This is a genomic window from Streptomyces sp. NBC_01515 (assembly GCF_045040345.1).
Taxonomy (GTDB): Bacteria; Actinomycetota; Actinomycetes; order Streptomycetales; family Streptomycetaceae; genus Streptomyces.
Genome location: NZ_CP109416.1, coordinates 876,650 through 900,454, shown reverse-complemented (window position 1 = coordinate 900,454; position 23,805 = coordinate 876,650). Strand labels below are relative to the sequence as shown.

Sequence of the window (23,805 nt, the reverse complement as noted above, 5' to 3'; positions counted from 1 at the left end):
TGCTTACGCCTCCTTCACGGCCACCTGAGCCGCGAACTGCCTGTACGGAACGGCGTAGTGCTGAGCCACGTCCCGCAGTCGGTTGTACTGGTTCACCCGGGCGGGCTCCGTGATCAGTTCGGCGCCCGTGAGGTTGTCATCATCGTCGAAGATGCAGACGGCGACGATGTGAGAGTCGAAGATCCAGAAATCCTCGTCCGGGAGGTTGACGCGTTGGGCGTCCGACCGCCACATGTTGCGGATGTCCTCGCCCAGCGCGGTGTTCTTCTCCGCGTGGGCGAGCAGGTACAACTGCCCCGTGGTGGGCGGGTCGTCGACGATCCGGACCCGCCCGACGCTGGCGCCGTCCTCGGTCTTCGCGCGGATGCCCAGGCTCCACGGTGTGGTCAGGTCCCACGTCGGTGCCTCGCCCCGGACGAACTGGGCGTAGGTGTCGGTGGCCTCGTCGACCGCGTAGCGACCGCGCATCTCCAGGTGCCAGGCACTGTGCTGGAAGTTGTCGAAGAGCTTGGCGAACTGCTCCGGCGTGAAGAGGCGCGGCTCGGTGTCGCGGTCTTTGGGGCCGAAGTCGATCAGCGTGTTACGCGGCATCACGATCGGGATCTCGTCTTCGTCGATGTGCTGGAGCTGGGCGAGGGCGTCGGGGTCGGTGAGGCGCGGCCCGTGCACGATGACCTCACCCGAGTCGAGGTCCTCGTGAATCGCGGGGCAGCTGCCCTCTCCGCTACCCGTGCCGTTGAAGCGCAGTCGTCGGGCCATGACCAGAGTCCTTTCGCCGGAGGCTGATCACCCCAGCATCACCAGGCTGCACGCCTGAGGCTACGCGGTTCTGCCACCTTCGTGAGAAAAAGCGAGCGAAGCAAGAGTGGGTACGAGAAAAATCAAGAAAACACTATGGTGCGCTGCAACTCCCCACTCCTAGCGTCCCGTTCATGGCTACGAAGGAAGTGCGGGACGTCGACCCGTACGCGGCAGTGGAGTCTCTGCGCGCAGCGCTCACCGAGGCCGGGATCGTCTTCCCCTCCCTGAGAGTCGACGCGGCGTCACCCGACCTGAAGCTCGTCGAACTGGGGCGCATCCACGCCGATGTGGCCGATCGCCTGGCAACTGCACTACGGCGGGGAGGCCTTGAGTGATGGCGCAGGAACGGCACTCAGCAGGTGCCCTGGTCCACGACCCCGAGAGAGGCGAGCTGGGCTACGTCATGGGGCACGAGGGCCCGTACGTACAGCTGCGCCCGGTGACCGGCGGGCGGGAGTGGGACGCCGACCCCGCCCTCGTCCGCCTGGCCACGGACAAGGAGCGGCTGAGGGCGATGGAGGAGCGGACCCGTGCCCTGAACTCGTCCAGCAGCGGCGGCATCCTCTGATGACCGCAGACAGCGTCGACACCTCGACCATGTCCGCCGAGTGCGCGGTCGCCCACCAGCCGGGCTACGCGGACCTGCACAACGAGTGCCGGCAGACCGAGGACTTACCGCTACCAGGCGGGGGCGGCATCCTCCTCGTCCCCCGCTGCACCTGCCCACATCACCGCTACGTCTCCGCCCGGTGACGCCCCATCGCCAACCACAACCGAGTGCTTGAGCCCCACCCAACTTGACCTGGGTGGGGCTCAGTTGCATCTCAGTGAAGATCATCCCACTATGCGCTATTCTTTGCTATGGGTCACACTGAGGCCCACAGGCACCTGGGCTCTATGGCATTCGCTGCTGATAAATCCAGGACGCCGCTACGCCTGTTGTCCGGCCTCTTCTACTTAGAGGGGTTGACGTCCGGACTGCAAGACGATGCGGCCCCCGTGAAAGCACCCGCACCACCCTGGGTTGAACATTGCCCCCCCCGAGAACATTTGCGTACGCGTCAGCGTGGGTGTCTCGACCCGAACCGTAGGGTTCGGATCGAGGCTGCCTGCGCACCCGATCCGACCCATGACAGGGAAGGTAAGGATCGGTGGACGGCACCGCCATCACCATCACCATTCTCGCCATCGCTGGCGTGGTGACTATCACGCTGTACGTCCTCAGGGGCGTTCTCGATCAGCTCCCCGACCTCTTCGAGTCCGCGCGTCGGGCACGCGAGGCTTGGCAGCGGCTGACCACAAAGAAGGATGAACCCCCGCAGCCGGACGAGCTGGAGGAACAGCCGCAACCCGTGGCCGTTCCTCCGGCGAACGACGAGGACCCGCCCACAGCCACCTGAACGGCCTCCGCTCGCGGGTGGAAGGAAGTAACTTTCACCCGTGAGTGCACTTGATTGGGTGAACACGGGCGCTTCGGTCTTCACGGCGCTGGGCACTGTCGGCGCGTTCGCGGTCGGCGGTGTGGTGCTGTATCGCGACCGCAAGGCCACCGCCGAGCAGCGTCAAGAGGCTGTTACACGCGCGGAGATGGAACGGCGCAGGCAAGCGTCTTTCGTCACTGCCTGGGCTGTATCCACGGACTCCGAGCACTACGACCGCAGCGGACTCAATTTTGGCGTAGGCCAGGCGCCGAAGATCGAGTACGCCGTTCTGAACAATAGCGATGGCCCTATCTCAGACGTCGTGCTCTTCGTTCCTGTTCCAACTGGGCGAGAGACCGGCCCCAGGGGGAATTTGAACGTCGGATTCCTCGCACCTCAATCAGAGAGGAAAGTGAAGGAACCGAGCAGCCCCGACCTGAGGCTTCAGTTCAGTGTGCCGAACCCCATCCCGATCTTCTTCACCGATACCCAGGGCATCGTGTGGTTCCGTGACGGTCAAGGGGCGCTGTACGAGTGGTCGGATGACATCAACGCGCGGCTATCGGAGCCATCGGCGATCGTTGAGCCAGCGGAAGCCACCAGAGGGATTCCAGGCGGTACCCCAGGGGCAGCGGACGCCTGACCTCCCACGGCCCCGGAGAACACCGCTCCGGGGCTCACAGGGCGTCAGGCGGCGACGGCTAGGCGGAATGGGATCGAGGAAGAAGCGGTACCCCCGGGAAGAGGTGTGGGGGGACGCGCCGTCAGGCGTCAAGTGTCGCGCGCAGGTGGACCGTTGTGCGCCGAGCGCCCTCGCGGATACGTCCCGTCACGCGATCGCACGGAAGCGCAGCAGCGCCTCTTGCGCGAACGAGGCGACCAGGGACCCCTGCGCGGTGAGCACATCCCCCCGGCCGTAGCAGCGACCGTGCGCGAGAAGCGGGCTCCGGTGGCGCAACAGAAGCCAGTCGTCCGTGGTGAAAGGGCGGTGGAACCACACCGTGTGCGCGGTGACGGCTGACGAGAACGCCGTTCCCGAATCGTGCTGGGTGACCCCTTCGAGCGGCCGAAGCGCCGTACCGATCAGACTCAGATCGCTCGCGTACGCCGTCAACGCCGGGGCCAGATCCGGGGCGACGGGCGGTGTGCGCATCCACAGGTCGTACTCGGGCGGCTCCGACTTCGGCGAGTCCACGTCGACGGTGGCCCGGGTGTCCCAGGGAAGCAGCGAGAGATCCACGTCGTGCTCGGCTCCCGGTACCGGGGGCATCGGGAACGCGATCTGCTGGTCGGGACCGTCCTCGTGGGAGTGCAGCGATACGGCGGCTACGGCCGTGACGCCCTGCGTCTGCCGCGCCACCACCGTCAACGTGGCGAAGGAGCCGCCCTCATGATGACGCGTCACCTCGTATCGCACCGGTTCCTGCGGCCGCCCCGCACGCGCGAACTGCACGTGAAGACTCTTGACTGCCTTCTCCGGGCAGTCCAGTTGGGCGGCCCGGACGCTCTGGGCGAGCAACTGCCCGCCGAAGACGCGGTGGTAGCCGAGTCGCTGGTTGGCGCCCTCGAACACGTCACGGGATTGGGCGTCGAGGTTCAGGCAGGAGAGCAGGTCGCTCCAGAGACCGGTCACTGATTCGCTCCTCGGTCGATCACAGGTGGACGAGCCGTGGCACGGACCCGCAGGCCCGCAGCAGTGCCCCCACCTCGCGCGTCAACTCCCGTGCGCTGCCCAGCAGTCCGTCCAGCACCATGGCCCGCCGGACGTGCCGGTGCAGATCGTGCTCGGCGGTGAAACCGATCCCGCCGAGTACCTGCTGGCAGTGCCGGGCCGCCGTCAGCGCGGCCTTCCCGGCCGCCGCCTTGGCCAGCAGCGCGCCCAAGTCGTCGTTGGCGGCCACCAGAGTCGCCTCGGCGCCGTCCAGCGCCACGAGGGACTCGGCGAGCCGGTGCCGCACGGCCTGGAAGGAGGCGAGCGGGCGGCCGAACTGCACGCGGTCCACGGCGTGTTGGCGGGCCAGCGCGAGCATGGCGCGCCCGGTCCCGAGCAGCCACCAGCCGAGCGCGACCCGGCCGGCGGCGAGGAGGACGGAAGCTCCAACGGGCACGGTGCGTAGGGGGAGTTCGGAGTCCAGGGCCGTCCCGGCGGCAGAGTCGTCGCGCTCCCAGACGATCCACGTACCACCCGTGAACGGCAGCGGCAGAGTGCCGCCGACCGGACGGCCCGCCGCGTTCAGCAGGACGTCGTTCAGGAGCGGCGCGTGGGCGCCCGTCTCGCCCAGCAGGCGAAAGGTGAGCGGGACGGCGATGTCCGCTTGCTCCGCGAGGAGTTCGGCCCAGCCGAGGTCGCTCAGGGCGGCGTCCAGCGCCTGTCCCGACGCCGCAGTCATCGTCTTGCGGAGTGTCTCGGCGAGCAGATGCTCTTCGGCGGCGTCCACGGCTACTCCCTCCCCAGGTCGAGCAGTCGGCGCGCGATGATGTTCCGCTGGATCTCGGCCGTACCGCCGTAGATCGTCGCCGCCTTCGCGTAGAGGTACTCCGAGCGCCACGGCGTGTCCGTCAACTCCAGTACGCCGGGCAGGAGATCGCGCACGGTCTCGAAAAGCTGTTGCTCGGCGGTGGCCAGCAGGACTTTGTCGACCGACGTCTCCGCGCCCAGGCGCTCACCCGCGGCCAGGCGGCGCTGGGTGGCGTGGGAGCGGCAGCGGACGGTGTGCAACGCCAGGTAGGCAGCGCCGAGTTCGGCGTCATCAGGGACGCTCGTCTCGGCCAGCAGGCGGTCAAGTCGCGTGTAGAGATGGGCGATCCGGTGCCAGAAGCAGGTGGAGCGCTCGTGCGGGAGCAGGTCCATCGCCAGGCGCCAGCCGTCGCCGGGGCGGCCGAGGATCCGGTCGGCGGGCACCGTCACTTCGTCGAAGAACACCTCGGCGAACTCGTCCACGCCGTGCATCGTGCGCAGCGGTCGGACGGTGATGCCGGGGGTGTCCATGTCGACGAAGAACGCGGTGATCCCGTTGTGGCCCGGTGCGGTGCGGGTCAACAGGACGCAGCGGGCGGCGAATTGGGCCAGACTCGTCCACACCTTCTGGCCGCTGATCTCCCAGTGGTCGCCGCGCGGAACCGCCCGGGTGGTGACGGAGGCGAGGTCGCTGCCGGAGCCGGGTTCGGAGAAACCCTGGCACCACTGCTCGCGCCCGCTCAGCAGCCGCGGGACCATCTCGGCGGCCAGCGCGGGAGGAGCGTAGGAGATCATCGTCGGGGCGAGGACCTCGATCATCGAGTAGATCCCCGGCTCGGCCAACTCCCTTGAGGCGACCTCCTCGCCGAGCACCGCCCTCAGCACCGCGGGCCCGCCGAGCCCCCTCACCTCGGCGGGCCAGCCGTACCGCATCCAGTCCGCGTCGTACAACGCCCGGCGGACCCGTGCCAGTTGTGCGACCTGGGCGTCCAGGGAGTGGTCGGGGCCGGGGGACAGGTCGTGCTCGTCCAGCCAGACGCGCAGGCCCGAGCGGAAGTCGGCGACGTTCATGTACCCGGGCGCCGAGGTTACGTTCATGTACCCGGGCGCTGATAGGCGTGCGGGCGGCCCGAGTCGTGCGCGCCGCTGCGGCGGATGAACGTCATCACCCGTGTGCGCAGCCGCCAGCCGTCGTCCGTGCGGACGTAGGTGTCGTTGTAGTAGCCGATCCGCAGGTCGTGCGTGGCGTGGTCGACGAAGCAGAGCGGCTGGGTACCGGTCGCCGTGTCGCCGGACAGGTCGACGGCCGGCGTCCCCGTGAGGAACAGCCCCTTGGGCGCGGCGGCCACGAGCGCCGGGAACTCGTCGAGGCCGTAGGAGTCCCCGAAGGCGCTGTACGTGCCGTCGGGCGTGAAGACCCCCAGCACCCCGTCCAGGTCACCGCGGGTGATGCACACCGCGTAGCGGGCGAGGAGTTGCTGGATCTCCATCAGGTCGTCGGTCGGACCAGGGGGAGGAGCTGTAACGGGCAAGGAGGACAACGACTTTCCACCCTTCACCATGAGTGAGAATGGCATTCTCTCAGATGAGTGGCAGATTTCCATGGTGGATGAGGTGACGTCAACAGTCTCTGTCTGAATGGTTGATTCTCCGTAGACGAGAAGCTAGTTTCCAGCAATGGAGAGGAGAGATCCGACGCGATGGACCAGTTCCTCACCTTCGGGATCGTCGGCCTGAGCACGGCCGCGATCTATGCCGTCATCGGCAGTGGGCTCGTGCTCACCTACACCACCACCGGCGTGTTCAACTTCGCGCACGGCGCGGCCGGCATGCTGTCCGCGTTCATGTACTGGCAGCTGACCGTCGGCTGGGGCTGGCCCGTTCCGGTCGCCCTGGTCGTGGTGCTGCTCGTGCTCGCCCCGGGCTTCGGGCTGCTCGTGGAGCGGTTCGTCCTGCGACCCGTCCAAGCGCTCGGCGAAGCCGAACGGCTGGTGATGACGGTCGCGCTGCTCAGCGGTCTCATCGCGGCAGCGCGCTGGATCTGGGACCCCAACGTGGCGCGACCCCTGCCGATGTTCTTCGCCGCCCGCAGGCCCATCCACCTCGGCCCGGCCGTCATCACCTGGCACCAGGCCATCACCATGGCGGTGGCCGTCGCCGTCGCGGTCGGCCTGCGCATCCTGCTCTACCGCACCCGCGCCGGAGCCGAGATGCGCGCGGCCGTCGACGACCGGGCACTCGTCGGTCTCACCGGCGCCGACCCGGTCAGGGCGGGTCGGGTCTCCTGGATCCTCGGCACCCAACTCGCCGCGATCGGCGGCATCCTGATCGCCCCGACCGTCACCCTCGACGCCGCCCAGCTCTCCCTGCTGATCGTCAGCGCCTACACCGCGGCCGTCTTCGGCAGGCTGCGCAGCCTGCCGCTCACCTTCCTCGGCGCCGTCGTCGTCGGCTGCATGGAGAGCTACCTGACCGGCTACCTCCCGCAGAACGAGTACCTCCCCGGACTACGGCTCGCCGCCCCCGCCCTGCTGCTCCTCCTGGCCCTGCTGGTCTTCCCGCACCGACGCCTGCGCGGCCGTGAACGGCGGCTGGCCCGCGTCCCGGTGCCGAGCGCGCGCGGCACCCTCGTGTTCGCCGCGGTGGTCGTCGCCTTCGGCGCGGTACTGGCCTCTCTCCTCGGAGAAGCCGACCTCATCACCTACGGAGCCATCTTCTCGCTGGGCGTGGTGGCGCTCTCGTACGTCCCGCTCGCCGGGTACGCCGGACAGGTCTCCCTCTGCCAGCTGAGCATGGCCGGCATCGGCGCGGTCGTCTGGGCGCACCTCGGCGCGCACGGCGAACTGTGGGCGCTCGGCGCCACGATCCTCGTCTCGGCGGTGGCCGGAGCGCTGGTCGCACTGCCCGCGCTGCGGCTCTCGGGCGTGTATCTCGCCCTGGGCACCGCCGCGTTCGCCGTCATCCTCGACCGGTGGATCTTCACCCTGCCGGCCTTCCACATCCTCGGCCTGCGGATCGCCCTGTTCGACCAGGGTTCGGTCGACGCCGCCGGACCCGACCTGTTCGGCCTCCGACTCGACAGCGGAAGGGAGTTGATGGTGTTCGCCGCCGTCTGCCTCGCGCTCGCCTCGATCGGCGTGGCGGCCCTGCGCAGAAGCCGCTTCGGCCGGCGCCTCATCGCCCTGCGCGACAGCGAGGCCGCCTACGCCACCCTCGGCGGCAACCTGCTGGTCGCCAAGGTCGCCGTGTTCGCCCTCGCCTCCGGCATCGCCGGACTCGGCGGAGCGCTCTACGGAATGCAGCAACGCACCGTCACCGCCGACCAGTTCAGCCTCATCGCCGGTTTGCCGATCTTCCTCGTCGCCGTGGTCGGCGGACTCGGCGCGGTCGGCAACGGGCTCTTCGCCGGCACCGCCTTCGTCGGCCCGACGAACGCCCTGATCGCCGTCGTCCCCGGCACCGCGAACCTCGTCGCCCTCCTCCCCGGCCTCGCCGGCGTCGGCCTCGGCCACAACCCCGACGGCATCGTCTCCCGCTTCCGCCGCCAGTGGGAGCCCCTCGCCCGCGACCGCATCGCCCTGTCCACCCTGCTCTGCGCCCTCGCCCTGGCCTGGGCTCTGCGCTTCACCGACGTCATCAACGACTGGACGTACTACGGCGGTTCACTCGTCCTCGCCGTCGCCCTCCGCGCCTGGGCGAGCGCCCGCCAGACCGCTCCGGCCGAACCGGAGATCCCCGTCGAGTGGTGGGGCCTACGGCGTGAGTGGCGCCCCGAAGACGAGGAGGTGCTGGCCCGTGGCGTCGCTGCAGGTTAGTGGAGTGACCGTCTCCTTCGGCGGGAACCGTGCTCTCGACGGGGTCGCCCTGACCGCCGAGGCGGGCCGGGTCACCGGACTCATCGGACCCAACGGGGCAGGGAAAAGCACCCTGTTCGACGTCGCCTCCGGACTGCGCAGGCCCTCCTCGGGACAGGTCCGGCTGGACGGCCGGGACGTCACCCGGGCCCGGCCCTCCGCCCGCGCCCGGCACGGACTCGCCCGCACCTTTCAGCGCCTCGAACTGTTCGGCCGGCTCAGCGTGCGCGACAACCTCCTCGTCGCCGCCGAACTCGGCCCCGAACGCCGCCGCGCGGACCAGGTCGTCACCGAGATCCTGCACCGCCTCGGTCTCACCGACCTCGCCGACACCTCACCCGACGCCCTCCCCACCGGAGTCGGCCGTCTCGTCGAGGTGGGAAGGGCGCTCGCGATCCGGCCGAAGGTGCTTCTCCTCGACGAACCCGCCGCCGGACAGGACGCGGAGGAGACCGAACGCTTCGCGGAACTCCTGCGCGCCCTCACCGACGACGGAACCGCCGTCGTCCTCGTCGAACACGACATGAGCCTCGTGATGGCCGTCTGCGACGAGGTGTACGTCCTCGACCTCGGCAAGATCATCGCCGTCGGCCCGCCCGAGGTGATCCGCAGCGACGAAACGGTTCTCGCCGCCTACCTGGGGGACGCGTGAGCGCACTTCTCGAACTGCGCGGCATCCGCGCCGCCCACGAACGCATCACCGTCCTGCACGGCGTCGACCTCGACGTCGCCGCCGGACAGGTGGTGGCACTGCTCGGCCCGAACGGCGCCGGAAAGACCACCACCCTGCGCGTCGCCGCCGGAGTCCACCCCGTCGAGTCCGGCCAACTCGTCCTCGGCGGACGGGACATGACCGGCGCCGACCCTCGCGACCTGGCCCGCGCCGGAGTCTGCCTCATCCCCGAAGGACGAGGCGTCTTCCCGAACCTGTCCGTCCGCGACAACCTCCTCATGATGACCTTCACCGGCCGCAGCCGGGAGGAGATCGAGGAGATCGCGTTCGCCCGCTTCCCCGTCCTCGCCCGGTGCGCCGGACAGGCGGCGGGCACCCTCTCCGGCGGCGAACAGCAGATGCTCGCCCTCGCCCGCGGCCTCGCCACCGACCCCGCCGTCCTGCTGCTCGACGAACTCTCCATGGGACTCGCCCCGTTGGTCGTCGGCCGGCTCTACGAACAGGTCGGCGAGATCGCCCGGCAGGGCGTCGCCGTGCTCGTCGTCGAGCAGTTCGCCGCCGCAGTCCTCGACATCTGCGACCACGCCGCCGTCCTCGTACGCGGCCGGGTCGAACGGCAGGGCCACCCCGACGGCGGCCTGCGCGCCGAACTGTCCGCTCTCTACCTGGGGAGTTCCACATGACGTCCACCGAGACGCGAGCGGACCGCTTCGTCCGCGAACTCACCGTCCTGAAAATCCCGGACCCGGCCGCCGGAAGGGCCGTTCTCTGGCTGCGCGCGGGCGCCGCCCTGATGACGATCGGCGTCGTCCTCGGCGTGTGCGCCTACTTCATCTCGCACGACACCAGCGACCCGCTGGTGCAGAACGACGCTCTCACCCTCGGCCTGGCCGCGGTCGCCGGGAGCGTCGTCGGTTCCGCGCTCTTCCTGCGGTACTCGCTCACCGGCTTCCTGCGGTACTGGATGGCCCGTCAGTCCTACGACGTGGAACTCCTCGCCGACCGCCTGCTCGAAAGGGAACTCCGCCATGACCCCACCGGCACCGACGCCGCGCCCCGGTGACCAGCTCGCCAGCACCGTCTGCGGCACCCGCGTGGTCGTCATCCGCGCACCCGCCGCCGCCCAGCCGCAGCCCCAACTGACCTGCGGCGGCAGCCCGTTGGTTGCCGCGGCCGACGTGCCCCCGGCGAAACCCGGACCGGCAGGCACCACCACCCTCATCGGCAAGCGGTACGTCGACGCCACAGGGACGCTCGAACTCCTCTGCACCGCCTCGGGCGCGGGCGAACTCACCTGCGACGGCGCCCCCATGGCCGTGAAGGCGGCCAAGCCGCTGCCCGCCTCCGACTGACCGACCCACCCCCGTAAGGAGCCGTCATGGACCGCGACGACCTCATCCTCATCAGCGTCGACGACCACATCATCGAACCTCCCGACATGTTCGTGAACCACCTCCCCGAGCGCTACAAGAAAGAAGCGCCCCAGCTGGTGCACCGGGACGACGGCACCGACGTGTGGCAGTTCGGCGGCGCGACCATCACCAACTCGGCGCTCAACGCGGTGGCCGGCCGGCCCAAGGAGGAGTACGGCGTCGAACCGCAGGGCCTCGACGAGATCCGCCCCGGCTGTTACGACGTGCACGAGCGCGTCAAGGACATGAACGCGGGCGGCATCCTCGCCCAGATGAACTTCCCGTCCTTCCCCGGCTTCTCGGCCCGCCTGTTCGCTACAAAGGATGCGGACTTCTCCCTCGCGCTCGTGCGGGCGTACAACGACTGGCACATCGACGAGTGGTGCGCCGCCTACCCGGGACGCTTCATCCCCATGGCGCTGCCCGCCATCTGGGACGCGGAGTTGTGCGCCGCGGAGGTCCGCCGGGTCGCCGAGAAGGGCGTTCACTCGCTCACCTTCACCGAGAACCCCGCCGTCCTCGGCTACCCGAGCTTCCACGACCCGTACTGGAACCCGCTGTGGCGCGCGCTGTCCGACACCGACACGGTGATGTCGGTACACATCGGCTCCTCCGGCAGGCTCGCCGTCCCGGCCGCCGACTCGCCGCCCGACGTGATGATCACGCTCCAGCCGATGAACATCGTCTCCGCCGCCGCCGACCTGCTCTGGTCGCCCCCGATCAAGCAGTTCCCGAATCTGAAAATCGCCCTCTCGGAAGGCGGAACGGGCTGGATCCCGTACTTCCTGGAGCGTCTCGACCGCACCTTCGAGATGCACTCCACCTGGACCCTCCAGGACTTCGGCGGCAAGCTGCCCTCCGAGGTCTTCCGGGAGCACTTCCTGACCTGCTTCATCACCGACAAGCTGGGCGTACGGCTGCGCCACGACATCGGCATCGACAACATCTGCTGGGAGGGCGACTACCCGCACAGCGACTCCCTGTGGCCCGACGCCCCCGAGCAGCTGCACGACGTGCTGTCGAGCTGTGACGTCCCCGACGACGAGGCCCGGAAGATCACCTACGAGAACGCGATGCGCTGGTACTCCTTCGACCCCTTCACGCACATCCCGCGCGAGCAGGCCACCGTGGGCGCGCTGCGCAAGGCGGCCGAGGGCCACGACGTCAGCACCCGCTCCCGCAGCCACCAACTCATCGAGCCCGCCGAGAAGTTGGAGGCGTTCCGCTCCAAGGCCCGGGCGGCCGTGGCGGCGGCTGCCCGATGAGCGACCTGGTCCTGACGGAGCGGATCGGCGCCGTCCTGGTGGCGACCCTGAACCGCCCGGAGGTCCGAAACGCTCTGAATCCAGAGCTGATTGACGAACTGTCAGTCGTGCTCCGGGAGGCGGACACCGACCCGGCGGTCCGGGTGATCGTCCTCACGGGCGCCGGAACGGTCTTCTGCTCCGGCATGGACCTCAAGGCGTTCGCGAAGGGCGGCGGCAAGTTCGACGGCCTGGTGTGGTTCTTCCGCGAGGGCGTCACCACACCGGTGATCGCCGCCCTCAACGGCTCGGCACTCGCCGGCGGCTTCGAACTCGCCCTGGCCTGCGACCTGGTGGTCGCCGCCGAGGACGCCAAGCTGGGGATCGCGGAGGTGAAGCGGGGCCTGTTCGCGGCCGGAGGCGGTACGACCCTCGCCGACCGGGTGCCGCTGGCCGTCGCCCTGGAGATGGGCCTGACCGGCGACCTCGTCACCGCGGCGGACGCCAAGCAGTTCGGCCTGGTCAACCGCGCCGTCCCGGCCGGAGAAGTGCGGGAGACGGCACTGACCCTGGCCGGACGCATCGCCGAGAACGGCCCTCTCGGCGTCGCGATGACCAAGAAGCTGATGCGAGAACGCCGTTGGGCCGAACCGGAAGAGGTCGACTCGGTGTTCAGGAGCGCCGACGCGTTGGAGGGGGCCCGGGCCTTCGCCGAACGCCGTAGCCCGGTGTGGACGGGGAAGTAGTAACTCGACTCCGGTGAGGACGAGCGGCTGCGCGGTCTTGTGCCGCCCGTACGGCTGGATCTGGAGAGGGCCGGGCGGCGGGCCGCGGCGCTCGGCTTCACCGGGTTCACCAACGCCGACCCGCACCCCGCGAGCGGGCTCACCCAGATGCTGTCCGTCCTCCCGCAACGGCTCCTGGTGATGGGCGCCGACGAGCCCGTGAAGCTGATGTTCGACGATCCGACACTCCCCACTCCCGCCCAACACGCCCGCACCATAGGGGAGATCAGGCCCCTGCCGTCGCCGTGCACTGTGTGACCCGGGTGCAGTTGCTGGTGACGCTGCTCGCCCTGGACGAGGAGGGACCGGCCTACGGCGACCGTATCGAGCACGGGTCGGTGATCCCGGCCGAGACGACTCCCTGGCTGCTGCGGCTCGGGGTGACGGTCGTGCCCCAGCCCCACTTCCCGGTCGAGCGGGGCGCGGCGTACGCCACCGACGTGGACGCCGACGACCGCCCCCACCTCTACCGTTGCCGGACCCTGATGGAGGCGGGCGTCCCGCCGACCTGCGCCTGCTCCACGTACCGCTGCGCGAGGCCCTCCGCACGCTGTCCGGGGAACTGGTCCGTGCCGCTTACGTGGCCGGCCGATGTATCAGCCCCTCATGACCTACACGCTGTACCCGCCGTCAACTCCCAACGCCTGTCCGGTGATGAACCCGGCCCGGTCCGAGGCGAGGAACGCGACCGCCTCCGCGATGTCGGTCGCGTCGCCGAAGCGGCGCATGGGGATGTTGCGCCGGGTGACGGCGAGGGCGGCCTCGTCCAGTTCGCCGGAGCTGATCAGACGGCCGGCGATGCCGTCGTTGAGCATGCCGGGGGCCACACAGTTCACGCGGACGCCGTAGCGGCCCTCCTCGGCGGCCAGTGCTCGCGCGACCGCCTCGACCGCGCCCTTCGCGCCTGACGACAGCCCGTCCCGTACCGGGAAGCGGCGGGTGGCGACGGTCGTGACGGCGACGATGTTGCCCCGGCTCTCGCGCAGCAACGGCAGCGCGGGATGCACCAGGTTGAAGAACGCCACGGCGTCGCCTTCGAGTTGGGCGCGGTACTCGCTCGGCGTCACCTTGCTCAGGTGCCGCATCGGTACGTGCGGGCCCGCCGCGTATACGAGGGTGTGGATGCCACCGCCCACCTCCGACACGGCCTCGGCGGTGGCGGACTCGTCGGTCAAATCCACCCGCAACGACCGGAGTTGACGCCCCAGCTTCGTGACCTCGGCGGCCACCGCGTCCGCCGCCTCCTGGTTGGCCCGGTAGGTGAACACGATGTCGCTGCCGCGCTCGGCGAGGAGACGGACGACCGCCGCCCCGATCCCGCCCGAGCCGCCCGCCACGAACGCGACACCTGGTCTGCTGGAGAAGTCCGGCACCGTAACCGCCTCACAATCCGAGGGACTTGGCGATGATGACCTTCATGACCTCGCTGGTCCCGGCGTAGATGCGGGTGATGCGTGCGTCCGCGTAGAGCCGGGCGATGGGGTATTCCAGCATGTAGCCGTAGCCGCCGAACAGTTGCAGGCAGCGGTCGACCGCGCGGGCCTGCATCTCGGTGCAGAACAGCTTGACCTTTGCGGCGTCGGGTCCGCTCAGTTCGCCGGCGACGAGTTCGAGCACCGCGCGGTCCAGCATCGCCTGCGCCGCCTCGATCTCGGCAGCCACGGCGGCGAGTTCGAACTTCGTGTTCTGGAAGGAGGCGACCGTCTTTCCGAACGCCTTGCGTTCCTGCACGTACGAGATCGTCGTGTCCAGAGCCGCCCGTGCCTGCGCGACCGAGCCGACCGCCACCGTCATCCGCTCCTGCGGCAGGTTGTTGCCCAGATAGCCGAACGCGGCGCCCTCCTCGCCGAGCCGGCTGGCGACCGGGACCCGTACGTCGTCGAACGCCAACTCCACTGTGTCCTGCACCTTGATGCCCATCTTGTGCAGCACTCGGCCGCGCGTGAACCCGGGCATGCCGTCCTCGACGACCAACAGGGTAAGTCCGGCGCGGCGGTTGTCCGGGTCGGTCGACGTACGCGCCACGACGATGACCAGGTCGGCGAGGAGCCCGCCGGTGATGAATGTCTTCGCGCCGTTGAGAACGTACGAGTCCCCGTCGCGCACGGCTGTCGTACGGATACCGGCGAGATCGGACCCCGTGCCCGGCTCGGTCATCGCGATGGCGGTGAGCAACTGCCCGGAGGCTAGGCCGGGAAACCAGCGCTCGCGCTGGTCCCGGTCGGAGTAGGTGAGGAAGTACGGCAGCACGACGTCGAGTTGGGTGCGCACGGTGCCCAACGTGACCAGGGCGCGGGCCGATTCCTCCTGGAGGACGACGTTGTAACGGTAGTCGGCGAGACCCGAGCCGCCGTACTCCTCGGGGACGGCCGTGCCCAACAGGCCCAGCGCACCCAGCTGTTCGAAGAGCGCGCGGGGGAGTCGGCCGGCCTCCTCCCACTCGGCGTAGTGGGGGACCACCTCCTTGGCGATGAAGTCCCGCGCGAGCCGGCGGAACGCCTCGTGGTCGTCGGTGAAGATGTCTCGGCGCACAACATCCCCTGTCAGGAAGCGAGTTCGACGACGGTGGCGTTGGCGGTGCCGCCGCCCTCGCACATGGTCTGCAGTCCGTAGCGAATCCCGTGGTCCCTCATGTGGTGGATCATGCGGGTCATCAGGACGGCGCCCGACGCGCCGAGCGGGTGCCCGAGCGCGATCGCGCCGCCGAGCGGATTGAGCAGCGCCGGGTCCGCGCCGGTCTCGGCCAGCCAGGCGAGCGGGATCGGCGCGAAGGCCTCGTTGACCTCGAAGACGCCCACCTCCGACAGGCCGATGCCGGCCTTGCGCAGCACCTTCTCGGTCGCCGGGATCGGTCCGGTCAGCATGAGGACGGGATCGGAGCCGGTGATCACACCCACGCGGTAGCGGACGATCGGCGTCAGCCCCAACTCCCGTGCCTTTTCAGGGGTGGTGACCAGCAGGGCGGCGGCTCCGTCGGAGATCTGGGAGGAGTTGCCCGCGTGGATCACACCGTCCTCCTGGAAGGACGGTTTCAGCCTCGCGAGAGTGTCGACGCTGGTACCGCGCCGTATGCCCTCGTCGGCGGTCACCGGGCCCGCGCCGTCGGTCACCGGCACGATCTGCGCGTCGAACGCCCCGCCGTCCTGCGCGTCCGCCGCCCGCTGGTGCGACAGCGCGGCGAACTCGTCGAGGACACCCCGGCCCAGCCCCCACTTCTGCGCGATCTTCTCGGCCGAGACACCCTGGTTGAAGGAGAACCCCTCGTAACGGGCGAGGACTTGGGGCCCGTACGGCATCCCGCCGGCCCGCGAGGCGCCGAGCGGTACGCGGCTCATCACCTCCACCCCGCCCGCCACCACGACGTCCTGCTGACCCGACATGACCGCCTGGGCGGCGAAGTCCAGTGCCTGCTGGCTCGATCCGCAGGCTCGGTTCACTGTGGTCCCCGGGATGCTCTCGGGCCAGCCCGCGGCCAGCACCGCGTAACGGCCGATGTTGCTCGACTGGTCGCCCAACTGGCCGACGCAGCCCCACACCACGTCGTCGACGGCCTCGGGGTCGAGACCCGTGCGGTCGACAAGGGCCTGAAGGACTACGGCGGAGAGGTCGGCCGCGTGCACACAGGCCAGTCCGCCGTTCCGTTTGCCGACGGCGGTGCGGACCGCACCCACCACCACTGCCTCACGCATCACATGTCCTCCGTAGCTGTCGGCGCGGCCGTTCCTGGCACCGCTGTTCCCGGCACCGCCCAGCGCCCCGTGTAGCGAGGCGGGCGTTTCTCCACGAAGGCGACGTACGCCTCCGGGACGTCTGCCGTGGCGAAGTTCATGGCCTGCGCCCGCGCCTCACCGGCAAGGGCCTCGCGCAGGGTGCGATCGGCGTTCTCGTTGAGGAGCGCCTTGTTCTGCGCGAGCGCGACCGGTGCCCCGGCCACCAGCCGGGCGGCGAGGTCGTCCACGAAAACGTCGATCCTGTCGGCGCCCACGACCCACGTCACCAGGTTCAGGGCGCGGGCCTCCTCCGCGTCGATCGACTCGGCCAGCAGCACGAGCCGCTTCGCCTGCTGCAATCCCACCAGCTTCGGCAGCAGCCACGAGCCGCCGCAGTCCAGGGACAGGGCGCGGCGCGCGAAGATCTGCGAGAACGTGCTCTCCGGAGTCGCCAGGACGAAGTCGCAGCCCAGAGCGAGGTTCCAACCCGCCCCGACCGCAACGCCGTTGACCTTGGCGATGGTGGGGATCGGCAGCTCGTGCAGCAGCAGAGTGACCTCGCTCAGGGTCCGCATCCGGTACAGGGGGTGCTCGCTGCTGGGGCCGTTGCGGATGTCGGCCCCGGAGCAGAACGCGCCGTCGGCACCGGTCAGGACCAGCGCACGCACCGTACGATCGCTGCCCGCCGCGGAGAGCGCCGTTCTCAGGGCGTCCCACAGCTCGGCGTCGATCGCGTTCTTACGGTGGGGCCGGTTCAGGGTGAGTGTCCGAACGCCCTCGGTGTCGGTCGTGAGCAGGACCGGCTGCGCGGTCATCGCACAGCCCCCTGAGCCCGGAGAACGGCGATCTCCTCGTCCGCCAGCCCGAGTTCGGTGAGCACGGCGTCCGTGTGCTGGCCGAGAGCGGGAATCGCACCCATCGGCGGGTCGTACCCGGCGATGACCGGGGGCGGCAGCAGCGCCGGGACCGGACCGGACGGGGTTTCGATCTCGCGCCATCGGTCGCGGGCCCGCAGATGGGGGTGGGCGATGACGTCGCTGGGCGTGTTGAAGCGGGAGTTGCCGATCCCGGCCGCGTCCGCACGCTCCTGTATGTCGGCGAGGTCGTGCCGTGCGCACCAGGCGCTGATCTCCGGCTCCAGCTCAGCGCGGTGCGCCACCCGCCCGGCGTTGCTCGCGAAGCGCGGGTCCTCCGCGAGGTCGGGCCGGTCGATCAACTCCCTTGCCAGGCGCTGCCATTCACGGTCGTTCGTCGTGCCTAGGACTACGGTGCGGCCGTCGGCGGTGCGATGGGCGCCGTACGGTGCGACGGCGGGGGAACTCATGCCGAGCGGCTGTTGCTCGATGCCGGAGTGGCGGGTGTAGGTGAGCGGATAACCCATCAGCTCCGTCATCGTGTCGAACAGACTCACCGCGACGGACGAGGCCGCGAGCCCGGGCCCCACCCCGCGTTCCCTGCCGCACAGCAGCGCGACGATCGACAGGGCGGCGTACAGGCCGCTGCACACGTCGGCCATCGGCGGACCCGGTTTGGCCGGTGCCCCGGGGTGGCCCGTCACCGCGCAGGCGCCGGACTCGGCCTGTACGAGGAGGTCGTAGGCGCGCTTGTGGGAGAGGGGGCCGCCGGGGCCGTATCCGTCGATCTCGACGGCGATGAGGTCGGGGTGACGGGTCTTCAAGTCCTCTGGGGTGATGCCGAGTTTGGCCGTGGTGCCGGGTGTGAGGTTGGAGACGAGGACGCCGGCGCGTTCCAGCAGGCGGTGCAGGACGCCCATGCCGCCGGGTGTCTTCAGGTCCAGGGCCACCGACTCCTTGCCGCGGTTGACCCAGACGAAGTGCGCTCCCAGGCCCTTGACCACGTCGTCGTAGTGGCGGGCGAAGTCGCCGCCCTTGGGGTTCTCCACCTTGATCACGCGGGCGCCGAAGTCGCCGAGCGTGCGGGTGCACATGGGGGCCGAGATCGCTTGCTCCAACGCGACCACGGTGATTCCGGCCAGCGGCCCTGTTGTTGTCGTCATCTCAGATCGTCGCGTCTCGGGTGGCGGCCGTGAACTGTGCCCGGAGTTCGTCCTTCAGCACCTTCTGGCTCGCGTTGCGCGGGAGTTGGTCGACGAAGCGGACATGCCGGGGGACCTTGAAGTTGGCCATGTGCTCGCGCGCCCAGGCGATCACCTCGGTCTCGGTCGGCGTCCGCTCCGGGGGCGCGACCACGAAGGCGCAGCCGACCTCGCCGAGCCGTTCGTCGGGAACCCCGATCACGGCCACCTGCCGGACGTTCTCGCAACCGAGAAGCAGCTTCTCTATCTCCGCCGGATAGGCGTTGAAGCCGCCGACGATGTACAGCTCCTTCTTGCGGTCGACGACGGCGAGGTTGCCGTCGTCGTCGAGCCGCCCGATGTCCCCGGTGTGCAGCCAGCCCTCGGCGTCGATCGTCGCGGCGGTGGCGTCGGGGTCGTCCCAGTAGCCGCGGGTGACGTTGTAGCCGCGGACGAGGATCTCGCCGTCGAGACCGATCGGGACGTCGAGACCGTCGGCGGCGACGATCCGCACCTGGACACCGGGAATGGCACTTCCGGTGGTGTGAGCGACCGTCTCCTCGGAGTCGCCGACACGGGTCGTGGTCACCAGCGCCGTCGACTCGGTCAGGCCGTAGGCGCTCATCACGATGTCGAACGACAACTCCGTTTTCATGGCGTGGATCAGCGATTCCGGGATCGTCGTGCCGCCCGTCATCGAGACCCGCAGCGACGACAGGTCGTGCGCCGCCCGGTCCGGATGGTTGACCAGGTCGTGGAAGATGGTCGGCGGTCCGAGGAGGATGCTCACCCCCTCCCTCGCGATGAGGTCCAGCGCCCGACCGGCGTCGAAGACGGGCATCGGGATGACGGTCACGCCGTGCATGAGCGAGGCCAGCCAGCCCGCCTTGTATCCGAAGCAGTGGAAGAACGGCGGGATCACCAGGAAGGTGTCGGACGCCTCGAAGGTGTACTCCTTCGCCATCCACCCATAGGCGCGCAGGGACTGGCCGTGGGTGAGCATCACGCCCTTGGGATGGCCGGTCGTGCCGGACGTGAACATCACGTCGGACACGTCGTCCGGCGTCAACCGGTCGATCGACTCATGGGCCGCGGACGCGGAAACGCCCTCTCCAGCACCGAGAAAGTCGTTCCAGGCCAGTTCGGCGGCCCCTTGCGGGCCGAGCACGGACACCGTCTTCTGCAGGGCCGGCAGTCCCGGATCGGCCTTCCGTAGTTCGCCGATGTAGTCGTTGCCGAGGAAGAGCGAGGCGAAGACGGCTGCCGCCTCCGACTTCCGCAGGATGTACGAGATCTCCTGCGCCTTGAACCGCGTGTTGAGCGGAACGAGGATGGCTCCGGCGCCGTGGATGCCCAGCGCGGCGAAGATCCACTCCGCCGAGTTGGGGGCGCACAGCCCGACCCGGTCGCCCGGCTTGACGCCGAGTGCCATGACGGCGCGGACCGAGGCGACCATCTGCTCCTCCAGCTCCCGGAACGTCCACTGGCGGTCACCGTCGATGAGCGCCGTGGCGTCCCCGAAACGCCTGGCCGCCAGCCTGATGACGTTCGGGATGCTCAGGAATTCGTCGTCGTAGCGCATCAGTTGGCTCCAGGGCTAGCCGTTCGAGGGCAGGTGCAGGATCCGCTTGGCGATGATGTTCCGCTGGATCTGGGAGGTGCCGCCGTAGACGGAGGCCGCACGGGAGTACAGGTAGTCGCCGAACAACTCGCCGCCCTCTCCGCACAGTTCGTCCGGGAACACCTCAAGTGCCGTGTCGTAGAGCCGCTGTTCGGTCCTCGTCATCAGCAGTTTGTCCACGGAGGACTCCGGGCCGGCGACCTGCCCGGCGAGCCGTTCGGCGGTACGGCGGCGGGCGTGCGCCACCAGGACCTCGTAGTCGACGACACACCGGCCGATCCGGGACAACAGCCCGTCGGGCAGGCTGCCTTGGTGCTCGGCGGCGTGACGCCGCAGCCGTTCGACGAGCAGCCCGTACTTCGAGATGTGCCCGGTGTCGAGGGCGTTGCGCTCGTACGACACCGTCGTCATCGCCAGCGCCCAGCCGACGCCCTCGGCGCCGATGCGCTCGGACTCCTCGACGCGGACGTCGTCCAGGAACAGCTCGCAGAACTCGTCGTCACCGTTGGCCGCGCGCAGCGGCCGTACCGTCACGCCGGGTCGGTCCAGGGGCAGCACGAACGCCGAGATCGACTTGTGGGCCGGTGCCGCGCGGTCGGTGCGGGCCAGCAGCAGACACAGGCCGGAGTACTGGGCGTAGCTCGTCCAGAGCTTCTGCCCGCGCACCGTGTAGTGGTCGTCGTGCCGCTCGGCGAAGGTGCTCATGCCCGCCAGGTCCGAACCGGCACCCGGCTCACTGAAGCCCTGGCACCACACCTCGTCACCGGCCAACATCCTTGGCAGGAACCGGAGTCGCTGCTCCTCCGACCCGAACTCCAGGAGCGCGTGGGCGAGATAGCCGATCCGGGGGACCCCCGGGGCCCGGCACGCGCCCAGTTCGTCGCTGATCGCCACCTGGTGCAGCGCGGTCAGGCCCCGGCCGCCGTAGCGCTCCGGGACGTCGAGGCCGACCCAGCCGCCCGAGTGGAGCAACCGGTGCCAGCGGCGCAGGAAGACCGGTACCGGCTCGCCCGACTGCCGCTCGGGGAGCGGGTGTTCGGCCAGCCAGGCACGGAACTCCCGCCGCAGCCGGTCCAGGTCGGCCGGGTCGCCGAAGTCCAGCGGGGTGTCGGTCATCGCGTCACCTCCGGTACGGCCAGCGCGGCGAGCAGCTCGTCCGTCGTGGCGAGCAGCGTCGCGCCCAGGCGCACCTTGCGCAGATACAGGTGCGCGATGTGCTCCCACGTCTGCGCGATACCGCCGAAGACCTGCATCCCCGCGTAAACCGCCTCCAGCGCCGAGGAGTTGACCTCCGCCTTGGCGACGCGTGCCGCCGTCAGGGCCCGCTCCGGCGGTTCGTTGTCGAGACACCAGGCCGCGTACCGCGTGACGCTGGTGCACGCCTCCACCAGGACGGTCGCGTCCGCGAGGAGGTGCTGTACGGCCTGGAAGGAGCCGATCGCCTGTCCGTACTGGCGGCGGACACGGGCGTATTCGACCGCCTGCTTCACGAACGAGCCCGCCGCGCCCACGAGTTCGGCGGACACGACGACAAGTGCGTAGGCCTGCCAACGGAGTAGGTCTGGCGGGTCGAGATGGCCGATGACCTCCACGGGACCATCGGATGGCACCGCGCGGACCGAGCGCACGAGGTCCGTGCTCGGTGCCGTCGGGCCCAACTCGACCCGGGTGACAGCCCCTTCGGCGGTGACGCAGAGCGCGCTGTCGGCTCCCTCGCTGTCCCAGGCGACGAGATCTGTCGGCGTCCGTCCCGGGAAGCGGAGTTCACGGGTGAGCGCGATGGTGGGGGTCGCCTGCGGGGAGCCGTCGCCGAGCAGGCGGAGCAGCTCGGGGGCCAGCAGGACCGTGCCGAGCAGGGACGTCGTGAGCGGGCGGCGGCCGTGTTCCTCCGCGAGCAGCGCGCACTCCTGTGCGGTCGCCGCCGGGGGAGAGGTGCGCCGTAGATCTGCCAAACCCAGTTCGTCCAGGGCCTGTTGGGCAGGCGTACGGGTCGATGGTTTCACCTCGTCCGCCGATGTGACGGCGAACCGGGTCGCGAGTGAGCGCACCATGTCGCGGACCAGGACGAACTCCTCGCGGTCCACGCTCAGTTCTCCTCAGGGGGGTTGGCGCGCCGTTCGGCACGGGCCGCGAGTTCGGTGATGATGCGGATGTGGTCCGGGCTGGTCATCGTGGCCCGCTCGGCCATCAGCGCGGCCTCCATGCCGCCGCGCGACACCTGCTCGACGACCGCCGCGAGGGCCAGCTTGGTGGCGCGGAGGGCCTCGGCGGGCTGGGCCGCGAGCCGGTGGGCCAGGGCGAGAGCCTCGCGCATCAGCTCGTCGGGCGGGACCGTCCGGTTCGCGAGGCCGAGTTCGACCGCCTTGGGGGCGGGGATGCGGTCCCCGGTGAAGAGGTATTCCTTCACGCGCAGCAGGCTGGTGAGCATCGGCCACAGGGTGACCCCGCCGTCGCCGGCCACCAGGCCCACCGAGATGTGCGGGTCCGAGAAGTAGGCGTCCTCGGCGATCAGCACCAGGTCGCAGGCCAGGGCGAGACTGCAACCCAGGCCCACCGCAGGGCCGTTGACGGCGGCGATCACCGGCAGCGGGAAGCGGATCATCTCGGTCTGGATGGTGCGGTCGAGACGGATCGACCGCTCCCGCAGCTCCGGGTCGGTGTGGTGCCGCAGGAGATGGTCGAAGTCGCCGCCGGCGCTGAACGCGCGGCCCGCGCCCGTGAGGACGACGGCCCGGGCCAACGCGTCGTCCGCGAGTTCGCGCCACACCTCCGACAGGCGGCGGTGCAGTTCCTCGGACACGCCGTTCAGCCGGTCGGGGCGGTTCAGGGTGACGATGCGGACGTCTCCGTCGGCGGCCACGGTCAGCACGGGGGTCACCTTGCTCATACCGGGATGGTATTAAAGGTCAGACCGATACTGTCAATGGTGTTGCGCGAAGAAGAGAATCACATTCTCACCTTCGGTTGAGCCGGTTCTCCGGTTGGGTCAGTTCTCCGGATCGACGAGCTCCACGCCGTCCCGGCGGTCCACCTCGGCCGCCGCCCGGGCGAAGCCGCACACATGGCGCGTCATCCGGCGCATCGCCGCCTCGCTGTCGCCGTCCCGGATCGCCTCAGTGATCCGGGCGTGCGCGCGGGCGGTGAGCTTGCGGATGTCCGCGTCCATGAACTGCTCGATGTTGGTGGCCGCGTGGATCGACTGGGAGAGAGCGCTCATGAACCCGATGAGAAGCTCGTTCTCGCCGGCCCTCGCCACGGCGTTGTGCCATTGGATGTTGGCGCGCAGGAAGCGCTGGATGTCCTCGCCCGCCGCGACGAGGTCCGCGTGGGCGTCGTCCAGCTCCGCGAGATCGGCGTCCGTGCGGCGCCTGGCCGCCAGTGCCGCACACGCGGGCTCGATCGCCTCCCGGGTCTCGTGCAGGTCCTCCAGCCGGATCCGCTGCCCCCGGATCACCAACCGCACGGTGTTGGCGAGGGATTCACGCCCTGGCCGGTGCACGAAGGCACCGCCCCCGCGCCCCGGCCGGATCTCCAGCAGCCGTTCGACCTCCAGGATGCGCAGCGCCTCGCGCACCGTCGCGCGGCTCAGCCCCGTCTGCTCGACCAGTTGCCGTTCCGGCGGCAGTGCCGTGCCCTCCGTGAACTCCCCGGAGAGGATTCGCTCGCGCACCTCCGCCGCCAGCACGTCCGACGCCTTCGGGACGGTGAGCGTGGCGAAGCGCGGCCGGGGCTCACCGGCCGTGGCGCGTCCCCGAAGGGTGCGGGAAGGGTGCTCGGCGCTCTGCACAGGT

Annotated in this window: 28 protein-coding genes; 13 read left to right on the top strand and 15 right to left on the bottom strand. The window is 69.8% G+C overall.

Going from position 1 to position 23,805, the window contains the following annotated elements; all coding sequences use genetic code 11:
• Positions 1-3: 3 nt before the first annotated feature.
• Positions 4-759 carry a DUF6879 family protein gene (locus OG407_RS03595; protein ID WP_318022573.1) on the bottom strand — a complete coding sequence of 252 codons (756 nt, stop codon included), beginning with the start codon at positions 757-759 and terminating at the stop codon, positions 4-6.
• Positions 760-932: 173 nt separating this feature from the next.
• On the opposite strand from OG407_RS03595, the gene OG407_RS03590 reads away from it, so the two are divergent.
• The 5 genes from OG407_RS03590 to OG407_RS03570 all read left to right on the top strand — a co-directional run bounded on the left by OG407_RS03590 (position 933) and on the right by OG407_RS03570 (position 2,865).
• Positions 933-1,136, top strand: a complete 204-nt coding sequence (locus OG407_RS03590) for a hypothetical protein (RefSeq protein WP_318022572.1) — start codon at positions 933-935, stop codon at positions 1,134-1,136.
• Complete coding sequence (locus OG407_RS03585) at positions 1,136-1,369, top strand: hypothetical protein (protein ID WP_405854910.1); 234 nt, start codon at positions 1,136-1,138, stop codon at positions 1,367-1,369. The genes OG407_RS03590 and OG407_RS03585 overlap by 1 nt, the downstream gene beginning before the upstream one ends.
• Positions 1,369-1,554, top strand: a complete 186-nt coding sequence (locus OG407_RS03580) for a hypothetical protein (RefSeq protein WP_390163053.1) — start codon at positions 1,369-1,371, stop codon at positions 1,552-1,554. Before OG407_RS03585 ends, OG407_RS03580 begins: the two co-directional genes overlap by 1 nt.
• A gap of 398 nt (positions 1,555-1,952) precedes the next feature.
• The gene (locus tag OG407_RS03575) at positions 1,953-2,201 is read left to right on the top strand and encodes a hypothetical protein (RefSeq protein ID WP_318022569.1); all 249 of its coding nucleotides are present in this window, start codon (positions 1,953-1,955) and stop codon (positions 2,199-2,201) included.
• A 40-nt stretch (positions 2,202-2,241) separates the two neighbouring features.
• The gene (locus tag OG407_RS03570) at positions 2,242-2,865 is read left to right on the top strand and encodes a hypothetical protein (RefSeq protein ID WP_405854907.1); all 624 of its coding nucleotides are present in this window, start codon (positions 2,242-2,244) and stop codon (positions 2,863-2,865) included.
• A 186-nt stretch (positions 2,866-3,051) separates the two neighbouring features.
• Here OG407_RS03570 and OG407_RS03565 read toward each other — a convergent pair whose 3' ends face one another.
• From OG407_RS03565 to OG407_RS03550, 4 genes are read right to left on the bottom strand one after another with little or no spacing between them, the layout of a single operon-like run.
• Positions 3,052-3,855: an acyl-CoA thioesterase gene (locus OG407_RS03565; RefSeq protein WP_405854905.1), complete on the bottom strand. Its 804-nt coding sequence runs from the start codon at positions 3,853-3,855 to the stop codon at positions 3,052-3,054.
• Between the two features lie 19 nt (positions 3,856-3,874).
• Complete coding sequence (locus tag OG407_RS03560; protein ID WP_405854903.1) at positions 3,875-4,660, bottom strand: acyl-CoA dehydrogenase family protein; 786 nt, start codon at positions 4,658-4,660, stop codon at positions 3,875-3,877.
• A 2-nt stretch (positions 4,661-4,662) separates the two neighbouring features.
• Entirely contained in the window at positions 4,663-5,778 is a 1,116-nt protein-coding gene (locus OG407_RS03555) for an acyl-CoA dehydrogenase family protein (protein WP_405854901.1), read from the bottom strand.
• The gene (locus OG407_RS03550) at positions 5,775-6,170 is read right to left on the bottom strand and encodes a nuclear transport factor 2 family protein (RefSeq protein ID WP_405854899.1); all 396 of its coding nucleotides are present in this window, start codon (positions 6,168-6,170) and stop codon (positions 5,775-5,777) included. Before OG407_RS03550 ends, OG407_RS03555 begins: the two co-directional genes overlap by 4 nt.
• Positions 6,171-6,380: 210 nt before the next feature.
• Between OG407_RS03550 and OG407_RS03545 the strand changes: the two genes are divergently transcribed.
• From OG407_RS03545 to OG407_RS03510, 8 genes are read left to right on the top strand one after another with little or no spacing between them, the layout of a single operon-like run.
• A complete protein-coding gene (locus OG407_RS03545; RefSeq protein ID WP_405854897.1) occupies positions 6,381-8,495 on the top strand; it encodes an ABC transporter permease subunit in 2,115 nt (704 codons plus the stop codon).
• Between the two features lie 4 nt (positions 8,496-8,499).
• Complete coding sequence (locus tag OG407_RS03540) at positions 8,500-9,186, top strand: ABC transporter ATP-binding protein (protein ID WP_365304936.1); 687 nt, start codon at positions 8,500-8,502, stop codon at positions 9,184-9,186.
• On the top strand, positions 9,183-9,890 hold the full coding sequence (locus OG407_RS03535; protein WP_327406566.1) for an ABC transporter ATP-binding protein: 708 nt from the start codon (positions 9,183-9,185) through the stop codon (positions 9,888-9,890). Before OG407_RS03540 ends, OG407_RS03535 begins: the two co-directional genes overlap by 4 nt.
• The gene (locus OG407_RS03530) at positions 9,887-10,270 is read left to right on the top strand and encodes a hypothetical protein (RefSeq protein ID WP_328685621.1); all 384 of its coding nucleotides are present in this window, start codon (positions 9,887-9,889) and stop codon (positions 10,268-10,270) included. The genes OG407_RS03535 and OG407_RS03530 overlap by 4 nt, the downstream gene beginning before the upstream one ends.
• Positions 10,236-10,559 (top strand): hypothetical protein, encoded by a 324-nt coding sequence (locus OG407_RS03525; RefSeq protein ID WP_405854894.1) that lies wholly within the window; start codon positions 10,236-10,238, stop codon positions 10,557-10,559. Before OG407_RS03530 ends, OG407_RS03525 begins: the two co-directional genes overlap by 35 nt.
• A gap of 26 nt (positions 10,560-10,585) precedes the next feature.
• The gene (locus tag OG407_RS03520; RefSeq protein WP_405854892.1) at positions 10,586-11,884 is read left to right on the top strand and encodes an amidohydrolase family protein; all 1,299 of its coding nucleotides are present in this window, start codon (positions 10,586-10,588) and stop codon (positions 11,882-11,884) included.
• Positions 11,881-12,609 (top strand): enoyl-CoA hydratase-related protein, encoded by a 729-nt coding sequence (locus tag OG407_RS03515; protein ID WP_405854890.1) that lies wholly within the window; start codon positions 11,881-11,883, stop codon positions 12,607-12,609. Before OG407_RS03520 ends, OG407_RS03515 begins: the two co-directional genes overlap by 4 nt.
• A 39-nt stretch (positions 12,610-12,648) precedes the next feature.
• On the top strand, positions 12,649-12,906 hold the full coding sequence (locus OG407_RS03510) for a hypothetical protein (protein ID WP_405854888.1): 258 nt from the start codon (positions 12,649-12,651) through the stop codon (positions 12,904-12,906).
• 353 nt (positions 12,907-13,259) lie between these two features.
• Here OG407_RS03510 and OG407_RS03505 read toward each other — a convergent pair whose 3' ends face one another.
• The 10 genes from OG407_RS03505 to OG407_RS03460 form a co-directional block, all read right to left on the bottom strand.
• Positions 13,260-13,985 carry an SDR family NAD(P)-dependent oxidoreductase gene (locus tag OG407_RS03505; RefSeq protein ID WP_405868261.1) on the bottom strand — a complete coding sequence of 242 codons (726 nt, stop codon included), beginning with the start codon at positions 13,983-13,985 and terminating at the stop codon, positions 13,260-13,262.
• A 46-nt stretch (positions 13,986-14,031) separates the two neighbouring features.
• Entirely contained in the window at positions 14,032-15,180 is a 1,149-nt protein-coding gene (locus tag OG407_RS03500; protein WP_405854886.1) for an acyl-CoA dehydrogenase family protein, read from the bottom strand.
• Between the two features lie 11 nt (positions 15,181-15,191).
• Positions 15,192-16,337 carry a thiolase family protein gene (locus OG407_RS03495; RefSeq protein ID WP_405854884.1) on the bottom strand — a complete coding sequence of 382 codons (1,146 nt, stop codon included), beginning with the start codon at positions 16,335-16,337 and terminating at the stop codon, positions 15,192-15,194.
• On the bottom strand, positions 16,337-17,173 hold the full coding sequence (locus OG407_RS03490; RefSeq protein WP_405854882.1) for an enoyl-CoA hydratase/isomerase family protein: 837 nt from the start codon (positions 17,171-17,173) through the stop codon (positions 16,337-16,339). Before OG407_RS03490 ends, OG407_RS03495 begins: the two co-directional genes overlap by 1 nt.
• Positions 17,170-18,375: a CaiB/BaiF CoA transferase family protein gene (locus OG407_RS03485; RefSeq protein WP_405854880.1), complete on the bottom strand. Its 1,206-nt coding sequence runs from the start codon at positions 18,373-18,375 to the stop codon at positions 17,170-17,172. The genes OG407_RS03490 and OG407_RS03485 overlap by 4 nt, the downstream gene beginning before the upstream one ends.
• A gap of 1 nt (position 18,376) precedes the next feature.
• Positions 18,377-19,975 (bottom strand): FadD3 family acyl-CoA ligase, encoded by a 1,599-nt coding sequence (locus OG407_RS03480; protein WP_405854879.1) that lies wholly within the window; start codon positions 19,973-19,975, stop codon positions 18,377-18,379.
• Between the two features lie 15 nt (positions 19,976-19,990).
• On the bottom strand, positions 19,991-21,130 hold the full coding sequence (locus tag OG407_RS03475) for an acyl-CoA dehydrogenase family protein (RefSeq protein ID WP_405854877.1): 1,140 nt from the start codon (positions 21,128-21,130) through the stop codon (positions 19,991-19,993).
• Positions 21,127-22,098 carry an acyl-CoA dehydrogenase family protein gene (locus OG407_RS03470; protein WP_405854875.1) on the bottom strand — a complete coding sequence of 324 codons (972 nt, stop codon included), beginning with the start codon at positions 22,096-22,098 and terminating at the stop codon, positions 21,127-21,129. The genes OG407_RS03475 and OG407_RS03470 overlap by 4 nt, the downstream gene beginning before the upstream one ends.
• A 2-nt stretch (positions 22,099-22,100) precedes the next feature.
• Complete coding sequence (locus OG407_RS03465; RefSeq protein WP_405854873.1) at positions 22,101-22,901, bottom strand: enoyl-CoA hydratase/isomerase family protein; 801 nt, start codon at positions 22,899-22,901, stop codon at positions 22,101-22,103.
• A 99-nt stretch (positions 22,902-23,000) separates the two neighbouring features.
• Positions 23,001-23,801 (bottom strand): FadR/GntR family transcriptional regulator, encoded by an 801-nt coding sequence (locus OG407_RS03460; protein ID WP_405854871.1) that lies wholly within the window; start codon positions 23,799-23,801, stop codon positions 23,001-23,003.
• Positions 23,802-23,805 lie beyond the last annotated feature (4 nt).

Coding starts and splice junctions, on each gene's coding strand:
- OG407_RS03595 (WP_318022573.1), bottom strand. CDS start 759: ATGGCCCGACGACTGCGCTTCAACGGCACGGGTAGCGGAGAGGGCAGC.
- OG407_RS03590 (WP_318022572.1), top strand. CDS start 933: ATGGCTACGAAGGAAGTGCGGGACGTCGACCCGTACGCGGCAGTGGAG.
- OG407_RS03585 (WP_405854910.1), top strand. CDS start 1,136: ATGGCGCAGGAACGGCACTCAGCAGGTGCCCTGGTCCACGACCCCGAG.
- OG407_RS03580 (WP_390163053.1), top strand. CDS start 1,369: ATGACCGCAGACAGCGTCGACACCTCGACCATGTCCGCCGAGTGCGCG.
- OG407_RS03555 (WP_405854901.1), bottom strand. CDS start 5,778: ATGAACGTAACCTCGGCGCCCGGGTACATGAACGTCGCCGACTTCCGC.
- OG407_RS03550 (WP_405854899.1), bottom strand. CDS start 6,170: ATGGAGATCCAGCAACTCCTCGCCCGCTACGCGGTGTGCATCACCCGC.
- OG407_RS03545 (WP_405854897.1), top strand. CDS start 6,381: ATGGACCAGTTCCTCACCTTCGGGATCGTCGGCCTGAGCACGGCCGCG.
- OG407_RS03530 (WP_328685621.1), top strand. CDS start 9,887: ATGACGTCCACCGAGACGCGAGCGGACCGCTTCGTCCGCGAACTCACC.
- OG407_RS03525 (WP_405854894.1), top strand. CDS start 10,236: ATGACCCCACCGGCACCGACGCCGCGCCCCGGTGACCAGCTCGCCAGC.
- OG407_RS03520 (WP_405854892.1), top strand. CDS start 10,586: ATGGACCGCGACGACCTCATCCTCATCAGCGTCGACGACCACATCATC.
- OG407_RS03515 (WP_405854890.1), top strand. CDS start 11,881: ATGAGCGACCTGGTCCTGACGGAGCGGATCGGCGCCGTCCTGGTGGCG.
- OG407_RS03495 (WP_405854884.1), bottom strand. CDS start 16,337: ATGCGTGAGGCAGTGGTGGTGGGTGCGGTCCGCACCGCCGTCGGCAAA.
- OG407_RS03490 (WP_405854882.1), bottom strand. CDS start 17,173: ATGACCGCGCAGCCGGTCCTGCTCACGACCGACACCGAGGGCGTTCGG.
- OG407_RS03485 (WP_405854880.1), bottom strand. CDS start 18,375: ATGACGACAACAACAGGGCCGCTGGCCGGAATCACCGTGGTCGCGTTG.
- OG407_RS03480 (WP_405854879.1), bottom strand. CDS start 19,975: ATGCGCTACGACGACGAATTCCTGAGCATCCCGAACGTCATCAGGCTG.
- OG407_RS03475 (WP_405854877.1), bottom strand. CDS start 21,130: ATGACCGACACCCCGCTGGACTTCGGCGACCCGGCCGACCTGGACCGG.
- OG407_RS03465 (WP_405854873.1), bottom strand. CDS start 22,901: ATGAGCAAGGTGACCCCCGTGCTGACCGTGGCCGCCGACGGAGACGTC.